The following is a 25269-nucleotide window of genomic DNA, read 5'->3' on the forward strand; positions in this document are numbered from 1 at the left end:
GGAAAAGCGAGAACAGGCTTCGCGCCTTCCCTGATCGAGTCCGGCTGCCAGCCCCTCAAGCCAGTGATATGGAATTTGACTGAGCGATTGCCTTTAAAACCTGCGCGCTTGGCTTGGGAGACCGCTTGAACGTAACCGGATCGACGCTGGCAAGCCCAAAGGCGCCGTGGCCTATGCCAGCGCCCCATTCGTAATTGTCCATCAGGGTCCAATGGATATAGCCCTGCACGGGAACACCTTCGGCCATTGCCTTGTGAAGCTCGCGTAACCCGTCGCGGATAAGGTTGGCGCGGATCGTATCGTCGTCGGTTCCGACACCGTGCTCGGTTACCAAGACCGGCTTGCCGGTCGCTTGATAGGCGTATCGCGCCGCACCGGTGAGGGACGGAGCATATACTTCGGCGCCGCGGAAATTGCGCGGCGTGCCGGCGGGCGCAGGGAGGCGGCCATCCTTGCCCCACAGAATCCGTTCGTAGTTCTGGATGGCGACGAAATCGTCGCCGCGCGCCACTGTCAGCCAGTCTCCGTAGAGTTCGGCCCGCATCCGGTCTCGGATGGAATTCGGGCCGACGGCCTGGTCGTCGGCGATCGACAGCGTGAAGCCGACAGGAAGGTCGGGGCGCACTGCCTTGATCGCGGCACGCGCACTTTTGTGGCCCTTGATCATCGCGGCGGTCAGGGCGGGGACGTCCTCCGGCAAGACAGTATTAGCCACGAGATAGCGCGGTACGCCCGCAGCCTTTGCGGCTGCGGCCAGATTGGCGCGCAAGCCTCCCATGAACTGAGGGGGCAGAACGAAGGGCAGAAGCCGGGGCAGGTTCGGCTCGTTCAAGGTCGTCGCGATTGCTATTCCGCTTGCCAGATGCTTGGCCGCCCGCTCGCAGAAACGAGTGAACAGGTCGCTCGCATCGGGATGCAACCATCCTCCTTGGGCGGCAAACCAGCGCGGCGTTGTGTAGTGGTTGAAGGAGACCACCGGGGCAATACCACGTTCGCGGCAGCCATCGATGATGGCCTTGTAGTGATCGAGCATGGCGCGCGAGAACATTCCCGGTTCCGGCTCGATGCGGGGCCACTCAAGGCTGAAGCGAAAGGCATTGAGCCCCATGCTTTTTACAAGGTCGAGGTCATCTCGCCATAGCTCGAGGCTATTGACGGCATCCCCCGACGGCGCGCCAGTGATAGTAGGTTGCACACTCTCGAGAAGCCACTGGTCGGAATTCGTGTTGTTACCCTCGATCTGGTGGCCAGCGGTTGCTGCGCCCCACAGGAAGCCGGAAGGGAAGCTGGCCGATCCTGGCGAGGGTCGCTTTTGTGCAGGAGCGGCGGCGGCCTTCCCGGCAAGCGTGGGCGCCGCGGCGAACGCAGCAGCACCGGCGATGAGTGAACGGCGGTCGATCATAGGGAGTCCTTGGTGAAAAGGCGGGCGGGCATGCCCAGCCATGAAATCAGACAGGCATTTGTTCCGGAGCTTATGCGGCAGAATGAAGCCTGAAACGCGCCAGCATGTCCCTGAATGTCAGCCCCGCATCGAGGTAGGTGTAAACCCGCATGGGACGTCCACCCGGACGTTCTTCATAGCTTCCGTTGTCGAGCAGCCTTGGCGTTGGCAGCAACTTGTACCGGCTCGAAGTAGGGTCTGGCTGCATTGGCGGAACCAGCGCGGTCAATGTCACCAGCGGACTGTCGCCCAGGACGTAGGCGTCGGTCATGGCCACTGGGGGGACGCCCGGTATCTTGGCGAACATCTCCGGTATCGCATCGACCCTGGCTTTCAGATAGGCGCCCAGACGGCTCTGCGCGCCGAGTTCTTCAAGCTCGGCCGTGCTGAACAGCATCTGGCAGTAAGCATCAGAGGGCACTTGCCAGATCTCGATATCGGACTCGTTGAACAGCACTTGCGCCGCTACCGGATCGATCGAGAAATTGAATTCCGGCTCGGCCTGCTTGGCTGCGGGATTTCCAAAACCGGGGTGAGTGTTCCCGCCGATCCAGATCAATTTTAAGCGGCGACCAATGCGCGGCTCAGACAGCCACGCGAGTGCGAGATCGGTCAGCCCTGCGCCGGCTGCATAGATCAGGGGCTCGGTAGCGTCTTCGCGCAGGGCCTCGCGGACGATGGCAGCTGATGCCGCACTGGGTTTCCAGGAAGTGCGTGACTGGATTGGTGTTTCTGATCCGGCCATGATCTTGTACGTGCCGGCAAGGTTCATGAGGTCGAGAACTTCGCCGACCCGGCCAGCGGCATCCTGGGCATCGTGCCCGCCGCCGAACTTGGCGGGAAGGTGCGATCCGACGATCAGCGGAATCTTTACCGACGAGCACAGTACGTGATGGGCAAGTTGGAACAACCCATCCGGGTCGCCGGCGAAGTCGTTGTCGAGGATCACCCGTGCCAACGCTGGCTGTTTGCCGAATGCATTTAAGGGCGCCATCAAAGCACCCATGAGCGCCATCGTCGACCCGACAAAGCTTCGGCGACCCATTTTATGGGGCAATCTACCTCTCCTGTTTATTTTCTCGCGTTTTGTCACCCATTCAAAACATCATGTAAAATATGCATTTTTTGCATAAGCATAGGAACAGCCTATGGCGGGACTGTAGCTTCTGAGGTGGCGATCGGGCGCTCCGGTGGGCCTAATCGGTAAATGTACAGTCGTGGGGTTTGCCGCGGACGGGTCGCAGCAATCTCGCGTCGGATAGCCCAAAGTCCGAAGCCAGGACCACGTAACTTTGACCTGAAGCCAAATCGAATGGCCGGTTATTGCATCGGCGGACAACGCGCTGAACGTCCGCGAAGAGGCGTGTTCCGGAGCAAGCGCCCTACCCGGCGTGGCTCGTTATGTGGCGAATTTTAGATTCACATGACTAGCGCCCCCGTCATTGCGCCCAGCAACGATGGATCTCGACCGTAATTTGATGGGCCTCCAATCCAAATTGACGTCGAGAATTCTCCTCTTCGAAGGATGGAATGCCGAGCAAGTCCGATCAGCGCACCATCTCGGCCGTTCATCAGATCGACCGCAGATCCCAATACCTGCCGATCCGGCAATCTAGCCGCGAACAGTTCGGTCGATCGGATATGCACCGCCCGCAGCAACGTAACGCGAGAACGAATGAAAAAGCAGACCTGCAACAGTTCCATTCCACTAAGGGTGTTATCGCCAAAGCTGGCGCTGCTGGCCGACTTGCTCAATGTCACTAGTGACCGGGCATCCGTGCAAATTGGGGCAAGTCGTCCGTAATAGTGAACCAAGGAGCCTTGTCGGCCACAAAAACGTGCACTGTCGGTGACAAGCCAGGGTCGTCGTCTAGGCCTCCCAATTGAATTCCAAGCATTGAAGTCTCTCCGGCAGGATTGAAGCCGCCGGACACCGCGTTCGTGTCAACATGGTTCACGATGGGTGAGCCGCATTCGCGACAAAACCCTCTGCGGGTGCCAGGAGATGATTCGTAGAATTTGACGAGACTTTCGCCCTCGATCCAACGGAAGTCGGTTGCCTTGACTCGAGCCCTCGAGCGAAATGCGGCGCCATGCTGCTTACGACACATCGTGCAATGGCAGTTTGCGGCGCCCAAGATTGGCCCGCTAATTGCGTATTTGACGCCGCCGCAAAGGCAACTCCCTCTAATATCGGGCATGACAGGGATCTCCAAGCAATTGATGACCGAGCCTATCGGAAATCCCTACATCTATTTATCGGGGCAGACCCCAAACAAGGATTGGCAAGTTGCCTAGACGGACCAGAATTTACTGCACTGCGGCTAAACTGTCAGTTGGCAACACGCCCATTCATGGCATCCAGCGAGATTAATACGCTTTCAGAAAGCCGCCGGTCCGGTAAGGCAATATGGTAAATACCCATACGCCGCACATCGAACCCAAGAAAATTTTCAAAAGCGTTTGGACAATTGAATCAAAAGTGAGAAGTTGCCGACATCAATGCTTTGATTTTGTGTGTACAATTGGTCAAACCGCTCGGCACTTGAGGTCGGCTATGGTGCGATTTTACCGAATCCTTGCAGTGTGCTTCCTCGTGGGCGTCGCGTGCGGTTGTAATGACCGCAGCGGTCCACCGTCCGAACAGGTCACCGGAACTTTGGGATCGGTCAGGGCGCCCGCGTGGCCGGTTTCGCTCCGAGCGATCGACCAGGGATATCCCGCGAAGGGCGATCCTTGTCGAAGAGTGGGTGAATCTCCGGCCACGGCCGAATTCCTCGACGATACGGCGGCTCTTGTCGCCTGCCCCGGCGGATCGGACGCCGCAGCCGTCAAGGCTATCACGGCCACAGGCGGCAAGGTCGTTGCCCAGGTAAGCGGGTTCTCGCTGATTTCAGTCCCTGGCGATCAAAGCAGCCAGAGCACCGCATCTGGCCGTGCAGGCGACGCTCTGGTGGCCGGAACGGCATTCAATGCCACGGGCGGGCTGCCGTGCGCACGTCATGCCGGCCAGCCAACGACGGATTGCAAATTCGGCGTATCGCGCGCGGCAGATCGAACCGCGATATTGACCGTATTCTGGCCCGGAGGCGGTAGCCGCGCCATCTTCTTCGATGCTGCAGGCAAAGCTGTGGGCTTCGATGCCAACCAGGCGGATGGTTCGGCCAAGGCCCTCCTCAAAGTCAGCCGGAATGCAGACCTCAACCTCATCTCGATCGGCGATGAACGGTACGAAGTGCCGGATGTCGTCATCACGGGAGACTGAGCACCCCTGTCACGACTTTCCCATGCCGGTGCGACACGGCGGCTATCCGACGGAGGCAAGTGAATGACGAGCACAGGAGTACGGGTTGCCTACCTTCTGACCTCTTTGGTCCTTCCGGCCGAAGCACTGGCGCAAGCCCCATCGGACATTGCCGATCTCGTCGGCAGCCGCGCCCCCGGGGGCGAACAGGCACTGGAAGGGCGCGGCTACGTCCATATCAATACCAGCAAGGGGGATGACCGCACCTGGAGCAACTGGTGGAAGAGCTCGTCAAAGCAATGCGTCACCGTGGCGACAGTCGACGGACGTTTCGATTCGATCGTAGGAACGCCGCCGACAGACTGCAACCAGAAGGCTTCGGGCGGAAACAATACCGGAGCGATCGTGGCGGGAGCAGCCGCCGTTGCGCTGCTCGGCGCGATTGCGCTCAGCCACAAGTCCCACGATCATGACGACGGCAAGCACTACGACGACGAGCGCGATACCATTTACGAGCGCGGCTACCGCGATGGCCTCTATGCACAGAGCTACCACAATTACGACAAGTCCGATGCCTATTCGGAAGGGTATCAGGCCGGCGTGCGCCAACGCGGAAGAGAGACCAGCTACCGAGATTACGACCGTAGTGGAGCGGGCTACAGCCCGTCAGTCAATGTCGGGGATTTGCAAGGCGCGCGGGGCTCGTCCGCCGATGACGAGATGCGCCGCCGGGGCTTTGCCAATGTGGACGGGCTGAAAAGCGGCAACACCGCCTACTCGATCTGGTACAACCGGCAGACCCGGCAATGCCTTCAGATGGGCGTTGCCGACGGCCGCGTTGCCAACATCGCCGATATCGGCACCTCGCCGAAGTGTCGCTGACCGACAAAGACTACTCGCATCGTTTCCAGCAGGAGAATTCCGATGGGTAAGAGCAGGTACATGGTGATGGGCGGATTGGCGCTGGCCGTCGGCGTGGTGGGACTGGCACAGGCCAAACCGCCCTCCGCCCTCGCCGATCTAGTGGGCATGCGCGGCAGTTCGCTGGACAACGAGATGTCCAATCGCGGCTATGAACTCGCCCGGACGCAAGGCACGCAGTTCTGGTGGAACGGTTCGAGCCGCACGTGCGCGGCGGTTTCGATCGGCAATGGCCGGGTCGCTCGGATAGACACGGCGACACCGCAGCAATGCGGCAAGAGCGCCAAGAGCGGCACCGCAAATACGGCTCAAGGATTCGACTGCAGTGCGCCCGATGTCTCCGAGGCCGACCGTTACCGCTGTCAGCCCGGCGCTGGTGGTGGCGGACAATCCAATGGCCGCGCGGCAGCCATCAAGGCCTGCCAGGACGCATTCGGCCCGAACGGCAAACTGGGCACGGTAAGCGCGCTGCGCCCGGGCTTCTGGGAAGTAATCCTCTCGGACAATTACGGACGCAAGGTCTCCTGCACCGGGCGTGCCGAAGGCCGGGTCGAACAGTGGGACGAACTCGGCAAGCACTGACCGCATCGTGACCGGATCGCGGCGTGAATTGCCGATGGTCCGGTCAATTATCCCTTCCAACCGGCAGCGGGTGACAGGCAATGAAATGGGCGATCGGTATCTCGGCTCTCTACGTGTTGCTTTGCATTGGTGCGTTTCTGCTGATCCCCGCTTCCGCTCACGGATGGCTCGGTGTTGCCGAGGATCCGTTGAGCGGCGTGTTCGTGCTGCTTCTGGCGCTGCCCTGGACTCTGCTGCTTCCGCACCTTGGCGATCCGGGCATTGTCGGGGCGATTGCCGTCATCGTCGTCGGCATGATGCTCAATGTGGCGATCGTGCTGGCCGTGGGCCGCTGGGCAAGCCGGGCGAGGCTTTGAAGATCAAGAAGCGCCGCGAGCCGCCGCCATCGTGCAGGACATCGTTCCGCGATCTTTCGTGCGAAAGCGGATGTCGTTGCCCGAGGCTTCGAACGATGCATAGTTTGACCATGCAGGACGGCCTGTCGTCAGCGCGAACGCGACAAGCCGACCGGATCCGTCATAGGCCGCGGCGCTGCCACGCTCCGCGACGATCCACCTTGCCTGCCCATGCGGCCCGCAACGCGCCGCGCGCGCCTGATCCGAAACCCGCGCCCTCACCAGACCTCCCAACACACTTCTGCCAAAGTAGTGTTAATCTGTATCGTCGGGATGCATGCATAAACGAGCAATATCAATGTCGTAACCATTACAGGGGAGCGGCAGTTCTGTACTCGGAAACGCCGCGATGGGCTGGAACGTCTCGAGGGCCCTCGGCGTACCGGTCCTTACCTGGCACACCCTCACCCTTTGGAAGTCGCCTGCCACGCACGCCGGCAAGGAGTCGCATACCCTATGCTTGGACAGCAATACTATGTGCGGGCGAGTGATGGAGGAGAGTACTCCTTCAAGGCCTCGATTTCGAGGATTCCATGAAGATTCAATAGGTGTAATAAAATTGAATACGATATTCTCGCCGAACTTGTGGCAGGAACGTTTACGCATCTTAAATTAATAGTGAAATTCGCTCAGATTCTATATTTACGCATTAACGAGGCGTGTTATAGATCCTGCGCTCGCGTTGGTCTGCGACGATCGTTGCTCAAAAATGCTAATCGCATGACCATTGAAGCTCATCCGCCCCCCGGAGCCTTCGCGACGCGGGCAGGTGCACACCCCAGCTATTCGCACGTGGCTGGGGTGTGCACTGTCCCCCCAAGCTCCTTCCTGGACCGCAGCCTCGCCCCGCTCACTATGATCGGAGCCATGCACCGGAAGGTATGAAATTGCCGACTTTACATGTCCGCCAAAGAACACGCATAAGTTCAACCGGGTAAAATAGGGGGAGAGGTTAAAGTGACGGACGACAGAATTCTCGATCTGACTTCAGACATCGTTTCCGCGCACGTCGGCAACAACATCATTTCGACTTTCGAACTTCCCCAGCTGATTTCGGCAATCTACCATACGCTCGCTTCGCTGGGGAAGGAGCCGGAACCTGTCGCGCCGGAACGCACACCTGCCGTTTCGATTCGCGCCTCCGTCAAGCCCGATGGGATCACCTGCCTCGAGTGCGGAGCAAAACAGAAGACGCTGAAACGGCACCTTCGCAGCCAGCATGCTCTCTCTGCGGAAGAGTACCGCGCGCGCTGGAAGCTACCTCCCGACTATCCCATGGTTTCGTCAGACTATGCCGCAAAGCGCACCGAACTGGCGATCCGGACCGGCCTCGGGCGAAAGAAACCAGTCACGGGAAAGTCAGGTGGGACTGCTCATGCCAAGGCATCTGCAACGAAAGTTCCGCCGTCGAATACCGCCGAACCGGAGATTGTCGAGGCCGCAAGCGGAAGGGCCGCCAAAGCGGTTGCCAGCCCCAAGGCCAGGCGGAAAGCTACAAGCAAAAAGACTTCCGAAGCGGCCTGATCGGGCAAAGTTTGCGAGATCGGTGAGCACACGCGAATGGCAGGGGCTTAACCGCCTCTGCCACTCAGCGGTTCGCCGTAGGCGTCGCGGCCCCGTCCTGCTCGCAGGGCGCACTGTCCTGCAGGGCCTCATACCCGGCGCCGTCCCGCCGCGACACTGGCCGAAAGCCGATAGATCAATCGCCTTGGGATCGCCGGGCCGCGCCGGCATGGCCGCGGCTATCCCCTTGTCCGTCCACGTTCTTGAATGGTTCGAAAAGGCAGGCGGCGCGCTCGCGAAAAGTCGTTTCCCGTGCTCGCGGCATAGGATAGGATTATCTGGATCAAGGGACGTGTCCCTATAGTGATCTCTTGGCCATTTATAAATCTACCAAATAGCACCGAGCTAGGCAGGGCTTATATGGCGGCACCCCCATGCAATCTCGCATATCTGGCTACGATTTCGATCGTCACATTGGCGTCGACGCTCCCGCGCACTGCGCACGCGCAGGATACTTCGTCGCACACATCGGTTGTCTTTGCCGACACGATCGAGCCGCCACCTGAAGCGCTTCCCCAGCCGGTGGAGGGGCCTTCGTCTGAAGCACGGGCCGAGCCAATCAAGAAAGGCTTCTTCCATCGATTCATCGACGATGATGATCACGGGTTCGATTTCTCGAAGTTTCTCGGCAAGGGCGGCTTTATACCGGTTCCGATCATCATCAGCGAGCCGGCTGTCGATGGCGGGTTTGGATTGGCGGCAGCATTTCTTTCCAGCAATCCGGAACGGCCGCGTCAGATAACCAAGACTGTCGTGGCAGCCTTCAAGACCGGAAACGGGTCAGATGGCTATGCCTTCTTCAGAAACGGATATGCATTCGACGGGCGCCTGAATTATAAGATTGGCATCGGGCATGCGAACATCACACTGGATGCTTTTCCGGTGTTCGCGCCGCAGGGTGTCCAATATACCAATCACTATGATTATGGCATCCTAGGTTCGGCGCTCTGGCATCTCGACGATGAGCGCTTCTCAATCGGACCGATTATCGACTTTCGAAAGCTTAGCTCGAGGCTCGATATCGCCGGATTACCCGAGGATTTTGCGAGAGATTTCAATAATACGCTCCGCACAGGCGCGCTCGGTCTCGGAGTGCATTTCGACAGTCGCGACAATTCGCTTACGCCCACCAAGGGGATGAATATCTATCTGGAGGGCAAGTTCAATCGCAGCGCATTCGGTAGCGATCGCGACTATGAGGTCTATAACTTCGCAACCTATGCCTTCGAGAAAATCTCACCCCGACTTGGTCTCGGCTTCAAATTCGATCTCAAGGCCATTCGCGGGAATTTGCCCGCCTATTTTGCGCCATATATCACCCTGCGCGGCGTCCAGGCGGTCGAATTTCAAGGCATGAACGTATTGAGTTCGGAACTGGAAACGACATGGCGTCTCAGCCCACGATGGTACCTGGTTGCCTTTGGCGGGGTTGGTGCGACCGATGCGGGGACGCGCAAGATCTTCAAGGATTCCGGCGCGATCTGGGCTGGCGGAGGTGGTTTTCGCTATCGCCTTGCGCGAAAACTGGGGTTTGATGCAGGAGTAGATGCCGCCTACGGGCCAAACGGTGCGGTCGTCTATCTTCAGTTCGGGCATGCTTGGGCACTGGGAATGGACTAGGGCGTAGTGCGGCTTTCACACGCCGTGTGAACAACAAACCGGCGTCTCTGATTCATGCACCTTCTTCAAGGAGTGAGCATGCACCAAAAGAATGGTGAATACTGGGCCGACCTCATCGGAACCGAAGGTCCTGATGTAAGGAGGCAAGGCATGCCGCAACTTCCGGTTCGGCTCAGGTCATCAACCCGTAATACGCTGTGAGTGGGGGGAATATGGCTCAATTCGGCGCGTTTTCGCCTCCGCCTGACAGATTAGGTTCTTCCCTAAGTGCCTGATCGAAAACTAAGTTGAGTGGTATCAGCAGGTTAGCTTGAGGGCTGAACCCGTCGTTGATTCAGGGGTTTCGCCAAAAACTACCGTGGATTCAACGATGTAGACCGACACCACTCGCGCCCTACATGCGCGAAGCGGGCTAGCTTTGCCAAGCGATATGACCGATGCCGAGTGGGCGGTTCTAGAGCCGCTGCTTCCTCCCGCATCGCATGTCGGACGGCCTCGCAAGTGGCCGATCCGGCGGATTGTCGAGGCGATCCTGTATCTGCTGCATGGCGGCCTGCCATGGCGGATGTTGCCGCCGTGCTATCCTCCGGTTTCGACTGTGCGGCACTGGTTTTACCTCTGGCGCGAGAACGGCCTGTGGCTGACGATCAACCGCACCTTGCTGATGGTGGCGCGCGAGGCGCAGGGCCGCGAGGCGTCGCCCAGCGCTGGCGTGATCGACAGCCAGAGCACGAAAACCACGCAAAGCGGCGGGCCACGGGGGTATGACGCCGGCAAGAAGGTCAACGGGCGCAAGCGGCACATCCTGACCAACACCGAAGGCAATCTCGTCCACGCCGTGATCCACACCGCCGACATCCAGGATCGCGTTGGCGCGCCGCTGGTGCTCGCCGAAATCGTCGGCCGCTTCCCTTGGCTACGCCATGTGTTCGCTGATGGAGGCTATGCCGGAACCAAGCTCAAGGACGCACTGCGCCGCATCGGCAAGTGGAGCATTGCGATCGTCAAGCGATCCGACACCGCCAAGGGCTTCGAGGTGCTGCCTCGGAGATGGGTCGTCGAACGGACCCTCGCATGGATCAGCCGAAACCGCCGGCTCGCAAAAGACTGCGAGCAGACCATCGCGTCTGCAATCGCATGGCTCTTTATCGCGTCGATCCAGCTCTTTACCCGCCGCATCGCAAGATCATGAAATCATGCCGGATAATTTTGAATCAGATACTAAGACAGCGATGTTGATGTGAGTGCTGAATTTTCCGTGGAGTGATCGGCTGCCTCCTCCTGGCTGTACGCGAAGTTTTTCAGCACAATCCGTATTTTATGCGGCCTGCGTGCCGCAATCGGCTAAGCCATCAATTCAAAACGATATTTACCCACCAAGCCCTTTGAAATTCACGCCCGGCACCAACCTGGCGGCACTCCTTCAGAGTGGATTTTTCCATGTCGGTAGAGGCTATGCCGAGGTCTCGTTTAGCGCAACCCCACCACGCACCGAGACCTACTTTTAGGCGATCCAATTGGACACTCAATTGCACGCATCGTGTTTACGCTGAGTTTCCAGTTTTAACTGCAGGGTTCGTCGTAGAGCCGGTTATTCCCGCCGAGGGAATATACTTAAAAGTGACGCGTATATTTCCCGATGGAATTTTTGATTTTCATTAACGAAGACTTGGGTTATGGTTGTTATTTACATGTATTATAAAATAGTGATTGCCTGTCGTCGTCAAATATTTGACAGAGGTGGCAGTGGGGTATTCGTCGACACTACTGAAACGAATTCGGCCGCATCACACGCCAAGCGGTGCCACTCATTGTGAGGAGCCGGTGCAATGCTAGGCTCAGTACCTGCAGTAAGCCGGGGCAAGCGGTTGCTGATGGTGATTGCGCTGGTGCTAGTTGGGTTAGGTATCCTCCTCGTTGCGGTGACACTTATACGGGGGAATAGTTGGCACGAGGCCGAGGATCGGGACAACTATCGGGAGCTCGATATTGTCGGCCGATCATTTGAGGGCTGGACAGAAACAGCGGTAAGCATCGCGCGGGGTAATCTTCTGCGCGACCGCCTCGAACGGCCCGACCCGGTCGAGGGGGAATCTGGCCAGTGGCAGGCCGGAGCGCGGCTTGATAGTCCGGATGCCGGCACACTCTTCGTAAACTATCGCTTGGAATCGGGCGGCAAGGGCAGCGGGAACGGCGCTGACGGCTCTTCCCAGGCAAGCAATTGCGCCCCGCAACCGGCACAGGTGTCGGTTGACGACGGCAGGAGACTAAAGATTCAAGGTGCGTTGGCATTGCCTGAGTTATGGCAGTGGGACATGGAGCTCGCGCAGGCTTCCAGTCAGGTCAAGCCGCCTCCGAACGGCGACTATACTGACCTTGTGAGGGCACTTGATCCCGGCGTGGCAATCAACAATGGCGCCAAGCGCTCCGTTCTGAACCCCCTGTTTCCCAATGCGGCTAGAGTCGCCAAGGGGCCGTGCCCGCGCTTCAAATATGGCATGGCTATCCCGCTTGAGGCGATTGCCAACATAACCACTAATGCGCCCACGTTTCAGGACATTCTGCTGGTTGATCCCAACGGCCGCATGCTTGCTGCGTTCGGTAATTCCGGTCTGCCGGTGACCGACATCAAGGATGTTGTCCCATTGAAGGAGGAGAGCCGACAGATCGTTTCGCAGGCGCTGATGGTCGCCTCGAAGCAGAACGCTCTCACCCAGGCCGAGATTGACAGTCGCGAGCGTCGTGCCGTGGTAGAAGCCCAGCGTGCTGCCAAGCCGCTTGATGTTGTCGTCGCAGGCGAAAGCTATGTGGCCTACTTTCGCCCGATCAATTTGCACGAGGGTGCTGAGATGACGCACTGTGCGGTGCCGAACGATGCAGCCAACCAGGCCAAAGCGGCGACGGAGGGAAAGTCGGCGCAAGATGGAGGCACGCCGGCTGCCACTGTACCTGGTTCAGCGGCTCTTACTCCCCCGAACGGGTGCCTGCTGATTGGCCTTGTCCCCAAGCACGCGCTCAATGCCCGCGCCTTTGCACTTGCTCCCGACGTTGTTACGCTTTTCGTGATGGTGGTTATGTTGGCGATCTTGCTCGTGCCGATTGCCAAGCTTCGTTTTCTTGGGACCGCGGGAGACCTGTCCTCACTGGAAGTTGGAACGGTAGTCTTTGGATTGCTGGGTGCTGTGGCTTTGGTCACCCTGCTGGGGCTGGCGATGTTCGATGGGCTCGCATTGCACGCACGTGCCAAAGCTGAACTTGCAACGACAGCCAGCCAGATGGCAAACCAGTTTGGCAATGAATTAGGCGACGGGTTGAAGCAGCCATTTGATCTCGCGCCAATCCAGTGCGTCAAGGGCAAGATTCCGCTAGCCGGAACGGCAATCGAACTGCCACATCCCTGCCAGTACGCCGACGGTTCTGATGTGGATGCCAACTATTCCAACGGCAACCAGGGCAGCGATGGGCTTCTGCAATTGCCGCTACAGACGACCTCGAATTTTCCCACTTTGGACTGGCCCAAACGCGATTCGATCTGGGTCTTCGGTGAACGCGGCAGCGCCTTTCCCGGTTTCTCACCATTAGCTTGGCGCTGCAACACCGGGACGCGCAACCTCGTGAGTACGCGTCGCTACTTTATGAGAGCTCTTGCCAATGAGACCGATGGACCCGAACGGCCGATCGTGTTGAATGGACTGGATATCTCACCGCGCTATGTCGTCGATGCCGTGCGTTCGCAGAATGACGGTATCGGGAAAGTGATCGTCACCAATGCATTTACTCTCAACCCAAACGCGCAATTTGCGAAGGGACAGCATAAAACTTGTGCGCGCGGGACAATTGAGAAGGGACCCAGGCACGGCGTAATTACGCAGGCGTTCGTCCTGCGCACCTTCCTTTCAACGGTCTTGCCGGCGGGCGTGCGCTACGTCGTGGTCAATGGTGGCGATCCGGAGCTGCCATATTTGTTTGGCAGCGCAGCGCACCAGATCGACACGTTCAAACTGGGTCAGACGATGGAATCGACCACGGCTCGTGGATTGATTACCGGCCTAGCAGCACGCTCGCGCTACACGCCCATCGGCAGAACCCCACCCGAGCTGTTCGAATTCACCGCCGCCTTTGGCGGCATGAAGCAGAACTTCGCTGCAGTGGGGCTGCCCGGCACCCCATGGGTGCTGCTGGTCTACCGCGAGGTGAGCGCCATCGACCAGCGCATGGCCAACAGGATCGGTTGGGCTGCGGCTCTGTGGATCTTTCCTGCAGCGACGCTGGCCATTGCGGTCATCCTCTTGAGCGTCGTTTTCGGGGCACGCTTCTGGATTTGGCTATGGCCACATCCGGGAAGCGGCAAGAAAACGCGGGAAGCTGGTCTCTGGCTGACGGGGATGTCGGTCGTGGTGTTGCTTTTCGTGGGCATCTTGGCTGTTTCCGAAGAGACTCTCGGCCAGATAATCAATGTCCCTGGCTTGAACGCGCTAGTCGTTGTGGGTCTGCCGGTACTGGCAACATTCCTGGCTTGGTACTGGCTAGGGAGAGACAGGAAAGACCACAAGTACGATGAAACTCGCGAAGTGCTCAAGCGCGACGACGAGCGTGGATTTCAGCTCTTCCTGATGGGCATGATGCTGGCCATCGGTGTTGTACCGATGTGTGCGGCCTACGTCGATTCTCGTGGGACCGAAATTCGGGAAAATGCCGGCGGTGAAGTAAATCACTTGGGACAGGCCTGGGTGCAGAACCGGCAAGCACTATTGGCCATCGGCCGTGCTTACGGCATGACTGGTGCATTCGGAACCGAAGCCCAAACCAGCCAAGGCTCGCCGCAGCAATGCGTAGATCCGAGCAAGAAATGGTACGGTTTACCGGGCCTTGCTTATAGCGGCGCTAATCGCACGCTGGATGATCCGCAGTGGGCGTCTCTCCTGCTCCATCGCTGGCTTGGCGTGGGGCCCCTTCCTGCGATTTTCCGTTGCGACGCCAAGGGACAGGACGAGGCGCGCTATTGCGTGGGCGCTGACGGCAGGATTGCGCTCGTCAGGGTGGCTGGATGGTCGCTTGCCGATCTCGAAAGGTCGGATCTCTTTTGGTGGCCAGGGGTTCCGGGGTGCTTGCTCGGTTTTGCTGCTGCTCTTGTGCTGCTGTGGAAGTCTGCCCGGGCTGTTGTAGTTGGTCTGTTCGGGTTCGGGGTTCCGCTAGAGGCCGTGGCAACACCTGCAATCTGGCGGAGCTATGCTTGCCCGAGTGCGCTTGCAAATCCGCAGCCCGTTGACAACCCGGACCAAGAGAGTGAGCGGCGGCCTCAGTTGCCGGCTCGGGCGGCTCTGCTGTTGAAATCTGCCCGGACTGTCATCGTTGGTCTGTTCAGGGGCAAGGTTCCTCGCGAGGCCGTCGCAACACCTGCGAGCGGGCGGGCCAATGCTTCTTCCAATGCGCGTGTAAATTCGGAGCCCGTGGACAACCCGGACCAAGAGAGAGAGCGGCGGCCTCGGTTGCCGGCTCGAGCGGTTGTGTTGAATGGACCGGTGGCCCTCGTCTACGATCTCATAGGGAACGCGGATGGGTTCGACCTTGCGCTCGACACCACGCTTCCAAGTTCCGAGACCGCAGCGAGAGAAAATGGGCTCAATGCGTTGGCGGCCGTAGTGGACAGCCAGCGTCTCCAGGATCAGCTCGATCGCTTGAAGAACGGCCTCTCGGTAGTGGTTACGGGACTGGACATTGCACTCAAGGATCCGGCGCTTCGCGTGGTTGCACTTGCCGCACTCGAGACGCTTTCGGCTGAAGCTGAAAGGGTCTGGCGCGAAAAATTCAAAGTACAAACCTCGGATCGGGAGTCCGCCACCGGCGGCCATCTGGTGGTCATGACCGATCTTTCTCCCCTTGATCGCATCCTGCAGGCCTACGAACGCGAACAAGTTGTGATGCTCGAGCACGATGGCAAGTCGGCACAGGAGCGCGATGCTGCCGAATTGCGCGAAGGACTTTCCCTGACAGAACAGATGCGCTGGAGCCGCCTGTTCGAGGACTTCAAGACCTACAGCCTTCCAGTGCAGGGCAAGTTCGATTGGTCGGCTACCTCTCGCGACAAAGTCAGGGAGGATCTCATGAATAATAACGTCGAACCCTACGGCCTGGATCCGGCTGTTTTTTCGAAGCCTGACGAGGAACAGGCCGATGGTATTCTAGCGCTGATTGGCGAAGTGCAGAAGCTGCCGGGAGCGGTAATCGATTCTCTGCTGGATCCCGACGATGTGCCGACCAAGGCGGATTGGAACAAGCTTAATTTGAACTCCTATCCCATTTCACAGACCGCATACCACAAGATCTATTTCAACCCGGTGGTACGCTGGGCGTGTTCCGTAAGGCCTGAAACTGATAGCGCGGCGGTGGACTACTTGCGCGGGATGCTCATCGAGCATTACCAGCACATCTGGGTAGCATCATCGCTTGCCGAACGCGTCATCCTCGACAATCTCGCGCGCGGCCGCGTCATCAATATCAAAGAGGCGCTGGCGATCCGTTCGCTCATTCGCCGCGGACTTGTGACGCTCAATCCCGCACCTTGCCTCGTAAATCGCAGCTTTGCTGCGTTCGTGAAGCAGACCGAGAAGCCAGAAGCGCTCGACCTTTGGCGAAAGCAGACCAAGAGCGGTTGGGATAGGATAGCAGTTCCACTCACCTACGTTTTGCCAGCGACGATCCTCTTGCTTGCCGTGTTGGCGCTTGTCGCTGGAGAAAGTCTTGCGACCGTCCTTCCGGTTCTGCTCGGCGCGGGACCGGCGATGATCGCCACCATGCTTCCCAGCCGCAAAATGACGTGAGCTCCCAATTGGTTCGAGAGAGCAACTGATGGAATACTTAAGGCTGCTGTGAACGCATTCACGATTCCCGTGGTGCTGGCGATTTCTCCCATCATCCTTGGCGGCGTCGCGTGGCGATCACACGTTAGCGCCCCTTTCCCTAGCTGGCCGAGTCACCCTGAAGTCAGAACGCCAATGGCACCTTCAGGCAGAATCGTCCCAATCGTATGAAATCGGCGTCAAAAGCATTCTGATGGACGGCAGGTTGCGAGCGAACCTCACCGCCTACCACCAGAAGTTCAAAAATTATCCGTAACGCGTCGACGGCCAGGACGTCTATTTCATCAATACCGTTGCCATTCGCAACGCGGCAGGTGCCGTGATCCTGGCGCGCCGCGTTTGGTGTGACACAGTCATGTGTGCGGATTCCGACCATCGCGCGCAGGCATTCCGATTTGATGCCGCGCAGCGTTCCGATCTGATCGCGCAGTTGAAGCGCCTGATCGTTGGTCGTGGATGTCACCTATGTTGGCGCCTTGGTCAAGCGGCTGCAGCTGCGGGTCGACGCATGGATTCCCCCTCGAGTTCGAGCCGATGTGCATTGTGAACGAGGCGGTCCAGGATCGCATCGGCGTAGGTCGGATCGTTTATGGTCTGATGCCAGCGGGCCACCGGAAGCTGGCTGGTGACCAGCGTGGAGCGCTGACCGTAGCGGTCTTCGAGGATTTCGAGGAGGTGGTGCCGGGCGTTGCCGTCGAGCGGCTGAAGCCCCCAATCGTCCAGGATCAGCAGATCGACCCGGGCAAGGCTTTTCATGCGGGCGGCGATACGGCCGTCACCCTTGGCCAGGGTGAGTTCGTCGATCAGCCGCGGCAAGCCATTGTAGGGAAGCGGGCTGACCGCATTTGGTGATTAGATTGTCCGTCAAATTGTCGGGTTGGATTGGCAGTCGACTCTGCGTGAGTGTCAGCTATCTCCGCAACCCGTCTCCGAAGCTGGCAGTCTCCTAGCGGCCAGAGCCGCTATTCAGACAGCCTGTAAGGAACGGATTGTCTTGGTCGGCAAGCGGCCCAGCGTGAGCGGCAGCTATCCGGACCACATCGCCATTAGGCCACAGCGTGCGATTCGAGCGTCGCTGGAGACCCGCATTCCTTGAGGATTCTGGTTTCGCGGGCGTCAGACCGCCTGAAACCGTTGCAGGCCGCTTGCTTTCTCCCCAAAGCAAGCGGCCTGCAGGGACGTTCCCGCTCGGATATCGAGCGTCACGTTTGATCAATAGCGCGGTGGCAGTCCGTAGATCGCGCGATCCCGTTCGATTTCCTCGGCGGAATAGGCCGGAGCGGTCTCGTCGAAGCGGGTCCATCCCGCCTCACGATAGCTTGCGCCACGCGCTGCGATATCGACCGACGGCACGGCGTCGATAGCCGCATTTGCGCGCTCGACCTCGGCATCGTTGACCTTGGCGCTCAGCAGGACACCGCCGCGCCGGACGCCTTCGGAATAGACCTGGGCCTCTTCGTCCGAATGACCGGCATGCTTGAGAGCGCCGACAATGCCGCCGGCCGCCGCACCGCCGACGGCACCCACGCCGGCACCGACCGCCGTTGCGGCAAGCCATCCTGCCGCCACGATCGGGCCGAGGCCCGGAATCGCCAGCATACCGAGCCCGGCGAGCAATCCGCCCGCGCCGCCCAACACGGCGCCGGCAGAGGTTCCTGCGGTGACTTCCCCGTCCTCGTTCACACCTTCATGCACACCGGCATGCTTGGCATGAGGATCGTTGGCGATCACGCTGATATCACCGCGCGGAACGCCGATTCTTTCGAGTTCGCGAATTGCCTCTGCGGCATCCGAATAGTTGTCAAATAGACGCGTTATGGTCTTGGTCATTATTTTTCTCCGCGAATACTGGTCAGTGGACGGTCACGTTGCCCTTGTAGTCGAGAGCAACCATCACCGGCTTTCCATCCTTGAGGGCCTTGCCCTGCCACACGCCGTTCTCGTTCTTCAGGAGCTTGCCGACGTTCGTGTAACCGGCCTTTTCAATGCGCCCGCGCGCCTGATCCTCGGTGAAGGAATTGTGTCCCTTCGCAGTGGCCTTTGTCGTTTCCACCGTCGGATCCTTGACGGCGGGATTGTGGGATTGAGCGCCTGCACCAGACGCGACGAGAACCGCGGCGCAGGCCGCAACAAGAGCTACTTTCATGAGATCTTCTCCTCTCCTGCACTAACGTGTTCGGCGTTTTCTGGTTGCCGAAATGTCGCCCGTTGGATGCGAGGTCATCCGGGCCGCCAAAGCCACATAGAGTCAAGAAGGTGCGCTGTTGCGATCCGGCGAGAACGCTTCAGTGCTCAGACTGGTTGGAACGAAGACCCGGCCCACCAATCAAAAAACGAGGTCCGGACCATCGACGTGCGCTAGAAACCGTGCCACCAGCAGTCGAAATCGACGTCGCTCTGATGAACCTTGGAAGCGAGATCAAACATCGGTTCGATAAAACTCACCGGACCACGCCGTCGAATCGAGGATCATCTGTCATTTTTACTGACGATTTTCAGGGACTAGGTCGAAACGGATGACGGATGCAATCTCAAGGGATATCGATGCAGTCGGTCGCATCGACGCGGTTCCCTCAATCCTTGAGATCGCCTGCCGGATTACCGGCTTGCGCTTCGCTGCGGTGGCGAAGGTAACCGAGACGAGCTGGACGGCCTGCGCCGTCAGAGACGAAATCGCGTTCGGACTGGAAGTGGGCGGTGCGCTCGACCTCAAGACTACGATCTGCGACGAAATTCGGGAATCCCGCACCGGTGTCATCATCGATCAGGTGTCGACAGATGCCGTGTTTCACGAGCACCACACCCCGCGCCAATATGGCTTTGAGAGCTATATCTCGCTCCCGATCTTCAAACGCGATGGCAGTTTTTTCGGGACCCTGTGTGCATTGGATCCGCTTCCAGCCAAATTGTCCGTTCCCGGCATCGTGGCTACCTTCGAAAATTTCGCCACATTGATCGGATTGCAGCTGGACTTGCAGGATGACCTGCGCCGCCAGCAAGAGGAACTTGCCGATGCGGACCGATCGGCCACAATCCGCGAGCGCTCTATTGCCATTCTTGGACATGACCTGCGCAACCCACTTGCCGCGATCATCTCCGGTACGAAACTGCTTGCCAAACAGGACCTTCCACCGAAGGCCTCATTGATCATCGACAGAATGGGACAAAGTACGCGCCGGATCGAGGTCCTTATCGAGGATCTGCTGGATTTTGCGCGCGGCAGGCTGGGAAGCGGTCTCGCGCTCAATCTGCAGACGGTATACACCCTCGAAACCCCGATCCGGGAGATCGTTTCGGAACTTCAGGTGGTCCATCCCGACGCGAGGATCAACGTCGAGCTGGAGTTGGGCGAACCCGTTACCTGCGACGTGGACCGGATCATGCAGCTGCTTTCGAACCTCGTCGGCAATGCTCTTACCCACGGGGCTCCTCTGGAACCGATCGAGGTTCGGGCAAAGAGCGCCCACGGCCGGTTCAGCCTTTCCGTCACCAATGCCGGAGCTCCGATCGCGCCGGCACTCCTGCCAAGGCTCTTCGAGCCTTTCACACGCTCGCAGGGCAGCGAAGCAAGGCCCGGACTTGGGCTCGGCCTCTTCATCACCAGCGAGATTGCCAAAGCCCACGGAGGAACGATGCAGGTCCTATCAGGCGCTGGCGGGACTACTTTTGAGCTGTCAATGCCCTCGGCCGTCTAACGTTACGGCGAGACAATGGATTGGCAACCGCCGCCCGCGCCATACATCCGGGGGCGGGCCATTCCATGGGGCTTGAACGGCGCGGATCGCGCATTACCTCGAGAACATCGTTCAACAACGGAAAGGAGGTGGTCTGATGTCTCATTGTCGCATGCCGCAAAAGGCACATTTGAGCATGGCCTCCGCTGCGGAGGTCCGGCTCGGCTGAGCCATCTGCGTGATTGACAATGGAAGGGCCGCCTTTGGCGGCCCTTCGCATTTTTGATGCATACCTGCGTTTTGAACGGCAACCTCACGTCCCGCTGCCAAAAAAGAATGATGGGCTTGAAGCGAACAAATATCGATGCGGGCCATTTTCGCTGGACGAGAATAATCTGCGCGGGGTGTGATGAATCTTCAGCAATGGCTTTCGGTTGGCCTTCTCTGCGGTATGATGGCGTTGTTCATCTGGGGCCGCTTCCGGTTTGACGTCACTGCAGTGATTGCCCTTCTCGCCAGCGTTGCGCTCGGGCTCGTGGCACCTGACAAGGCATTTGCCGGTTTTTCCGACGACATCGTCATTATCGTCGCCTCCGCGCTCGTATTGTCGGCGGCGGTCCAGCGCTCCGGATTGGTGGAACTGGCGGTGGACGGGCTGGCGGACCGCTTGCGCCGACCCGGCTCACAGCTCTTCGCCTTGACTGCGCTTGTCGGTGCGGCCTCAGGGCTGATCAAGAATATCGGCGCTCTTGCAATACTGATGCCCGCCGCCTCGCAATTGGCAAAGCGGAGTGAAACCAATCCATCCCGGTTTTTCATGCCCATGGCTTTCGCTTCGCTCCTGGGCGGCCTGACGACCATGGTGGGAACCTCGCCGAACATTATCGTCAGCCGCGTGCGGGAAGAGATGACGGGCCAGCCCTTCCGCATGTTCGACTACCTGCCAACGGGGCTTGGATTGCTCGTTATCGGTCTCGTCTTCCTGCAGTTCGGCAAACGGCTGCTGCCGGAACGTCAGGCGCCTGTCACCATGGGAGAGGCGCTCAATATCTCGGCTTACACGACCGAGGCGACAGTGACGGCGCAGGCATCGATCATCGGAGATACGGTCGGGTCTTTCGTCGACAGCCAGGAAGGTTCTGTCGAAGTGACGGCGGTCTTGCGGCATGGGCTTCGCGCCGAGGTGTTGCCCGATACGGTGATCGAGGAAAATGACATCCTGATCCTGATGGGCGATCCCGATGCTCTGGAACGCGCGATCGCGGGCGCGGGCCTCATACTCCACGAACCCGATGCTTCGGATCACTCGGACAATCAGACTGGCGTTATCGAAGCCGTTGTCACCGCCGGATCCGTCCTGGTTGGGTCCAATGCCGGCCGGCTGATGCTGAAGGAGCGTATGGGCCTAAGGCTCATCGCGATCTCTCGTGAAGGCTCGCGCCTCAAAAACAAGCCAAGCGGAGTGAAAATACAGGCCGGCGATATCGTCGTGCTGCAGGGCGATCTCGACGCAATGCCGAGCCAGCTTTCCCAACTTGGAGTGCTGGCCTTGGCGCAGCGACCGATCCGCCTGGGACGCGAGCGCAAGGGGTGGCTCGCCATCGTCATCCTCGCCAGCGCCATGATCGCGACCGCCTCCGGGCTCGTGCCGGTCGCATTCGCGTTTTTCGCCGGAGCCGGTGTTGTCCTCATCACCGGAGCTTTGCCAGCCGAGGATGCTTACAAGGCGATCGAATGGCCAATCCTCATCATGCTGGGTGCGCTCATCCCCGTCAGCGAAACGCTTCAGACCACCGGAGCTTCAAACGTACTCGCGGTCGAATTGGCCCGATTGGCTTCGCATCTGCCGTCGTGGGGAGCCGTGGCGATGGTGCTCCTGATTTCGATGGCAGTGACGCCCTTCCTCAACAATGCCGCGACGGTTCTCGTGATGGCACCAATCGCGGCCGTGTTTGCCCATGATCTGGGATATCGACCGGACGCGTTTCTGATGGCTACGGCAATTGGCGCAGGGTGCGATTTCCTGACGCCGATCGGTCATCAGTGCAATACCCTTGTCATGGGGCCCGGAGGCTATCGATTTACAGATTATGCGCGTTTGGGTGCGCCGCTGTCTCTTCTCGTTCTTCTCGCAGGACCGCCGCTCATTATGTCGTTTTGGCCCGTATGAGGACGTTCGCCCTACCTGCGACCATCGCGCCGAACTCGCCTCATCATGTCATCATGGCGCATCCGGAGAAGAAAGAGGCGAACCACGATTAGGATAAACCGGCTTTCCCTGCGGAGTACCCGTCCTTCAGGGCTCTTTAGAGCGCATCCCGGTTTTGGGATCGCTGTTCATTCCCTTGACCGAAATGCGGCAGGCGCTCCAATGAGGATCGCGGACTAGCTGTCGGGCACATCGGCGTTATCCTGATCGACCTCCCTGATTTGCCCCGGGGGGGAGCCCCCCTGCGATTTGCCCTTTGATGCCGATCCCTTCCCTTTCGCATCCGTTGCGGATTTTGGGGGCTCGCCCTCTTTTGCCGGCGGACGGATCATCTCATCCTCCACTTCCCGGTTCTTCGGTCGCGACCCATCATTCGTCATTTCGGCCTCCTTTGGCAGTGATGCTGTCCAGGCAAATAACCGCCAGCAGCGGGAAGCCGTTCCAGTCGGCAGTCATTGCCCGGCATTCGCCGGGATGGGCTTACGGGCTCACGCCTCCCACCTGCACGCTGTCAGGACGCCCTGCGGAACCAGACCTCCTCCGTTCAGGACCGCCAGCAAACGCTTCGAGGTTTTCTTGTGGCCGATTCCGACACCGGTTCGACCAAGGGTGGTCGACCTGGTTTTTTGGAGGGGTGCCGTTCGAAGGCACACGATCAGCCACTCTCGCGCCGGACTTCGAGGGCCAGCAACCAACCGACCCTTCCCGCCGTGCTTCGAATTCTCTGCTAACGGTTCGCCGGAGCCACTCGCCAGACGGTGTTGGAAAGATCATCAGCGACCAGCAGCGCATGGCGGACCGGATCATAGGCTACGCCGACAGGCCGGCCCCGGGCGTGGCCGTCCTTTATGAATCCGGTCAGGAAATCCTGTGGTTTGCCCGACGGCCGTCCGCCCGCAAAGGGAATCCAGACAACCTTGTAGCCGGCCAGGTCCTGACGGTTCCAACTGCCATGCTCGCCGACGAACGCGCCCTCACCATATGGGCCACCCAATCCGCCCTGCGCCACGAATGTCAGGCCCAATGTCGCGACGTGCGAGCCGAGCGCATAATCGGGGCGTATCGCCTTGCTGACGAGATCGGGTCGTTGGGGATAGACGCGCGGATCGACGTTCTGTCCCCAATAGCTGTAGGGCCAACCATAGAAAGCCCCGTCGCGCACCGAAGTGAGGTAGTCGGGCACGAGTTGCGGTCCCAGTTCATCGCGTTCGTTGGCCACGGCCCAGAGCTGCGCACTGGCGGGGTTGATCGCAAGCGCCGTCGGATTGCGCACGCCTTGCGCATAAGTCCGATGGGCTCCGGTCTGGCGATCGATCTCCCATATTTCCGCGCGGTCCTGTTCAACGTTCAGGCCGCGTTCGCCGATATTGCTGTTGGATCCTATTCCCACGTACAGTTTCGATCCATCGGCCGAGACGGTCATCGCTTTCGTCCAGTGATGGTTGATGCGAGAGGGCAACTTCACCAGTTCCTGGCCCGGTGCCGCCGCCTGGGTCATGCCGTCTTGATAAGGAAACCGGATTACCGCGTCCTGGTTCGCGACATAGATATTTCCGTCGACATAGGCGAGACCATAGGGAGCATTGAGCCCCGTCGCGAACTCCGTGCGCAAGTCAGGTCGGCCGTCGTGGTTCGTATCGCGCAGCAGAGTTACGCGGTTACCGCCCTTCACCGACGTCTTTCCGAGCGATTTTATATAGCCTGCGATAAAATCCTTGGGACGCGACTTGGGCGCATCGGCGCCTCCCATCCCCTCGGCCACCAGAACATCGCCATTCGGGAGCACCAGGATCTGACGCGGAACCTTCAGATCCGTCGCAAAGGCCGTCACCGTAAAGCCGGCAGGCGCCTGGGGCGCTTCACGTCCCCATCCTGCCGGTGTCGCGATGTTCATCGGCGGCAGGAGTGTTTGGTGCTGCTTCGGCAGATCGGGCTGGGAACCTGTCTGGTCGAGATTGGATTCGCTCCTCCCGCAGGATGCGAGAACGAGCAAGAGTCCTGTCGTGCAGAAGGCAAAACCGCGAAGATTCATGGAGCCGTCTCCATCCTCTCGATCCTAGCACCCGAATAGGCGAGCCATCCTGCCGCCAGCGCAAGAACGGCGCTGATCACGGAAAGCACGAGCCCGAGCGTTCCTACAGACGCCCATCCGTCATGGCTGTGCTGGAAGGCGTTGATGAGGCCCGCTAGCCACGCGAGAGCGAGCAGTAATGCGTGCAAACGATAGTGCCTTCGAGACTGAGGCGGTCCCTTCCTCAACGCGGTGATGAGGGCCCAGAGCAATGCAAAGGCCCCGATCATCAGGACTGCGGTTATCAGCCACGCGGAAAAGTTGCTCCACTGGATTTCTGCCGTTTCGAGATAGGCAATGTCGGTGAGCAACGCGGTAGGAAAGAGGGCGACCGGAAATGCCAGCAAAACCGCCTGGAGCGGATTAAGCGCCGTGCGCGTCTGGCGCATGTTCCGGCCAAATGACTGGGGATTGGGCAAATTGGCTCTCCCGTTCGGAGATGAAGTCTTGCTATTCCCAATGCCCGGCGCGCCTTTTTGTTTCTTGCCTTGTCGTATTACAGCAAAGAATGGGATGTCCCAGAGGCTTACGTCACCGCATGACGCAAGATTGTTAATGGATGTCCGCCCTTGTCGGACCATCCATTTTGCCCTGGAAAACTTTCAGGTCGTCCAAGCCCGATCAATTCGGGCTCGAGCGCTTCCAAATCATCCACCTTCGCTGTCTTCCCGTTTGAAATACTCGAGCAG

General features: G+C 59.2%; 18 protein-coding genes and 1 pseudogene. 11 read left to right on the forward strand and 8 right to left on the reverse strand.

What is annotated here, in order from left to right; translation table 11 throughout:
* Positions 1-55: 55 nt before the first annotated feature.
* The 3 genes from AC1VVM_RS21370 to AC1VVM_RS21380 all read right to left on the reverse strand — a co-directional run bounded on the left by AC1VVM_RS21370 (position 56) and on the right by AC1VVM_RS21380 (position 3642).
* A complete protein-coding gene (locus AC1VVM_RS21370; RefSeq protein WP_482956395.1) occupies positions 56-1402 on the reverse strand; it encodes a family 1 glycosylhydrolase in 1347 nt (448 codons plus the stop codon).
* A gap of 70 nt (positions 1403-1472) precedes the next feature.
* Positions 1473-2498 (reverse strand): nucleoside hydrolase, encoded by a 1026-nt coding sequence (locus AC1VVM_RS21375; RefSeq protein ID WP_482956396.1) that lies wholly within the window; start codon positions 2496-2498, stop codon positions 1473-1475.
* Positions 2499-3201: 703 nt separating this feature from the next.
* Entirely contained in the window at positions 3202-3642 is a 441-nt protein-coding gene (locus AC1VVM_RS21380) for a GFA family protein (RefSeq protein WP_482956397.1), read from the reverse strand.
* A gap of 209 nt (positions 3643-3851) precedes the next feature.
* On the opposite strand from AC1VVM_RS21380, the gene AC1VVM_RS21385 reads away from it, so the two are divergent.
* The 9 genes from AC1VVM_RS21385 to AC1VVM_RS21425 all read left to right on the forward strand — a co-directional run bounded on the left by AC1VVM_RS21385 (position 3852) and on the right by AC1VVM_RS21425 (position 16882).
* The gene (locus AC1VVM_RS21385) at positions 3852-4706 is read left to right on the forward strand and encodes a hypothetical protein (RefSeq protein ID WP_482956398.1); all 855 of its coding nucleotides are present in this window, start codon (positions 3852-3854) and stop codon (positions 4704-4706) included.
* A 63-nt stretch (positions 4707-4769) separates the two neighbouring features.
* Complete coding sequence (locus AC1VVM_RS21390) at positions 4770-5567, forward strand: hypothetical protein (RefSeq protein ID WP_482956399.1); 798 nt, start codon at positions 4770-4772, stop codon at positions 5565-5567.
* A gap of 42 nt (positions 5568-5609) precedes the next feature.
* Complete coding sequence (locus tag AC1VVM_RS21395; protein ID WP_482905765.1) at positions 5610-6188, forward strand: hypothetical protein; 579 nt, start codon at positions 5610-5612, stop codon at positions 6186-6188.
* An 80-nt stretch (positions 6189-6268) separates the two neighbouring features.
* The gene (locus AC1VVM_RS21400) at positions 6269-6544 is read left to right on the forward strand and encodes a hypothetical protein (protein WP_482956400.1); all 276 of its coding nucleotides are present in this window, start codon (positions 6269-6271) and stop codon (positions 6542-6544) included.
* Positions 6545-7540: 996 nt separating this feature from the next.
* Positions 7541-8107: a Ros/MucR family transcriptional regulator gene (locus AC1VVM_RS21405; RefSeq protein ID WP_482956401.1), complete on the forward strand. Its 567-nt coding sequence runs from the start codon at positions 7541-7543 to the stop codon at positions 8105-8107.
* A gap of 399 nt (positions 8108-8506) precedes the next feature.
* Positions 8507-9766, forward strand: a complete 1260-nt coding sequence (locus AC1VVM_RS21410; RefSeq protein ID WP_482956402.1) for a BamA/TamA family outer membrane protein — start codon at positions 8507-8509, stop codon at positions 9764-9766.
* Positions 9767-10196: 430 nt separating this feature from the next.
* A complete protein-coding gene (locus AC1VVM_RS21415; RefSeq protein ID WP_482956403.1) occupies positions 10197-10958 on the forward strand; it encodes an IS5 family transposase in 762 nt (253 codons plus the stop codon).
* Between the two features lie 682 nt (positions 10959-11640).
* Positions 11641-16587 (forward strand): hypothetical protein, encoded by a 4947-nt coding sequence (locus tag AC1VVM_RS21420; RefSeq protein WP_482956404.1) that lies wholly within the window; start codon positions 11641-11643, stop codon positions 16585-16587.
* A gap of 97 nt (positions 16588-16684) precedes the next feature.
* Positions 16685-16882: a TonB-dependent receptor domain-containing protein gene (locus tag AC1VVM_RS21425; RefSeq protein WP_482905771.1), complete on the forward strand. Its 198-nt coding sequence runs from the start codon at positions 16685-16687 to the stop codon at positions 16880-16882.
* Positions 16883-17106: 224 nt separating this feature from the next.
* Here the strand turns inward: AC1VVM_RS21425 and AC1VVM_RS21430 are convergent.
* The 3 genes and pseudogenes from AC1VVM_RS21430 to AC1VVM_RS21440 form a co-directional block, all read right to left on the reverse strand.
* Positions 17107-17451 (reverse strand): annotated as a pseudogene (locus AC1VVM_RS21430) (ATP-binding protein); the annotation flags it as partial.
* Positions 17452-17838: 387 nt separating this feature from the next.
* The gene (locus tag AC1VVM_RS21435; protein ID WP_482956405.1) at positions 17839-18456 is read right to left on the reverse strand and encodes a hypothetical protein; all 618 of its coding nucleotides are present in this window, start codon (positions 18454-18456) and stop codon (positions 17839-17841) included.
* A 22-nt stretch (positions 18457-18478) separates the two neighbouring features.
* Positions 18479-18772, reverse strand: coding sequence for a hypothetical protein (locus AC1VVM_RS21440; protein WP_482905773.1), 294 nt, complete (start codon positions 18770-18772; stop codon positions 18479-18481).
* Positions 18773-19142: 370 nt separating this feature from the next.
* On the opposite strand from AC1VVM_RS21440, the gene AC1VVM_RS21445 reads away from it, so the two are divergent.
* Positions 19143-20321, forward strand: a complete 1179-nt coding sequence (locus tag AC1VVM_RS21445) for a GAF domain-containing sensor histidine kinase (RefSeq protein ID WP_482905774.1) — start codon at positions 19143-19145, stop codon at positions 20319-20321.
* Between the two features lie 388 nt (positions 20322-20709).
* Positions 20710-22470: an SLC13 family permease gene (locus AC1VVM_RS21450; protein WP_482956406.1), complete on the forward strand. Its 1761-nt coding sequence runs from the start codon at positions 20710-20712 to the stop codon at positions 22468-22470.
* A 766-nt stretch (positions 22471-23236) separates the two neighbouring features.
* On the opposite strand, the gene AC1VVM_RS21455 is transcribed toward AC1VVM_RS21450, so the two are convergent.
* Both AC1VVM_RS21455 and AC1VVM_RS21460 read right to left on the reverse strand, forming a co-directional pair.
* Positions 23237-24541 (reverse strand): PQQ-dependent sugar dehydrogenase, encoded by a 1305-nt coding sequence (locus tag AC1VVM_RS21455; protein WP_482956407.1) that lies wholly within the window; start codon positions 24539-24541, stop codon positions 23237-23239.
* Positions 24538-24969 (reverse strand): DUF2231 domain-containing protein, encoded by a 432-nt coding sequence (locus AC1VVM_RS21460; protein ID WP_482957361.1) that lies wholly within the window; start codon positions 24967-24969, stop codon positions 24538-24540. Before AC1VVM_RS21460 ends, AC1VVM_RS21455 begins: the two co-directional genes overlap by 4 nt.
* Positions 24970-25269: the final 300 nt, after the last annotated feature.

The organism is Novosphingobium sp. BL-S-33, assembly GCF_056857025.1.

What these genes read in the sequence shown, in the direction of transcription:
- AC1VVM_RS21460 (WP_482957361.1), bottom strand. Translation starts at nt 24,969, where the DNA reads ATGCGCCAGACGCGCACGGCGCTTAATCCGCTCCAGGCGGTTTTGCTG.
- AC1VVM_RS21370 (WP_482956395.1), bottom strand. Translation starts at nt 1,402, where the DNA reads ATGATCGACCGCCGTTCACTCATCGCCGGTGCTGCTGCGTTCGCCGCG.
- AC1VVM_RS21400 (WP_482956400.1), top strand. Translation starts at nt 6,269, where the DNA reads ATGAAATGGGCGATCGGTATCTCGGCTCTCTACGTGTTGCTTTGCATT.
- AC1VVM_RS21445 (WP_482905774.1), top strand. Translation starts at nt 19,143, where the DNA reads ATGACGGATGCAATCTCAAGGGATATCGATGCAGTCGGTCGCATCGAC.
- AC1VVM_RS21385 (WP_482956398.1), top strand. Translation starts at nt 3,852, where the DNA reads ATGGTAAATACCCATACGCCGCACATCGAACCCAAGAAAATTTTCAAA.
- AC1VVM_RS21450 (WP_482956406.1), top strand. Translation starts at nt 20,710, where the DNA reads ATGAATCTTCAGCAATGGCTTTCGGTTGGCCTTCTCTGCGGTATGATG.
- AC1VVM_RS21415 (WP_482956403.1), top strand. Translation starts at nt 10,197, where the DNA reads ATGACCGATGCCGAGTGGGCGGTTCTAGAGCCGCTGCTTCCTCCCGCA.
- AC1VVM_RS21420 (WP_482956404.1), top strand. Translation starts at nt 11,641, where the DNA reads ATGGTGATTGCGCTGGTGCTAGTTGGGTTAGGTATCCTCCTCGTTGCG.
- AC1VVM_RS21410 (WP_482956402.1), top strand. Translation starts at nt 8,507, where the DNA reads ATGGCGGCACCCCCATGCAATCTCGCATATCTGGCTACGATTTCGATC.
- AC1VVM_RS21455 (WP_482956407.1), bottom strand. Translation starts at nt 24,541, where the DNA reads ATGAATCTTCGCGGTTTTGCCTTCTGCACGACAGGACTCTTGCTCGTT.
- AC1VVM_RS21395 (WP_482905765.1), top strand. Translation starts at nt 5,610, where the DNA reads ATGGGTAAGAGCAGGTACATGGTGATGGGCGGATTGGCGCTGGCCGTC.
- AC1VVM_RS21435 (WP_482956405.1), bottom strand. Translation starts at nt 18,456, where the DNA reads ATGACCAAGACCATAACGCGTCTATTTGACAACTATTCGGATGCCGCA.
- AC1VVM_RS21440 (WP_482905773.1), bottom strand. Translation starts at nt 18,772, where the DNA reads ATGAAAGTAGCTCTTGTTGCGGCCTGCGCCGCGGTTCTCGTCGCGTCT.
- AC1VVM_RS21390 (WP_482956399.1), top strand. Translation starts at nt 4,770, where the DNA reads ATGACGAGCACAGGAGTACGGGTTGCCTACCTTCTGACCTCTTTGGTC.
- AC1VVM_RS21380 (WP_482956397.1), bottom strand. Translation starts at nt 3,642, where the DNA reads ATGCCCGATATTAGAGGGAGTTGCCTTTGCGGCGGCGTCAAATACGCA.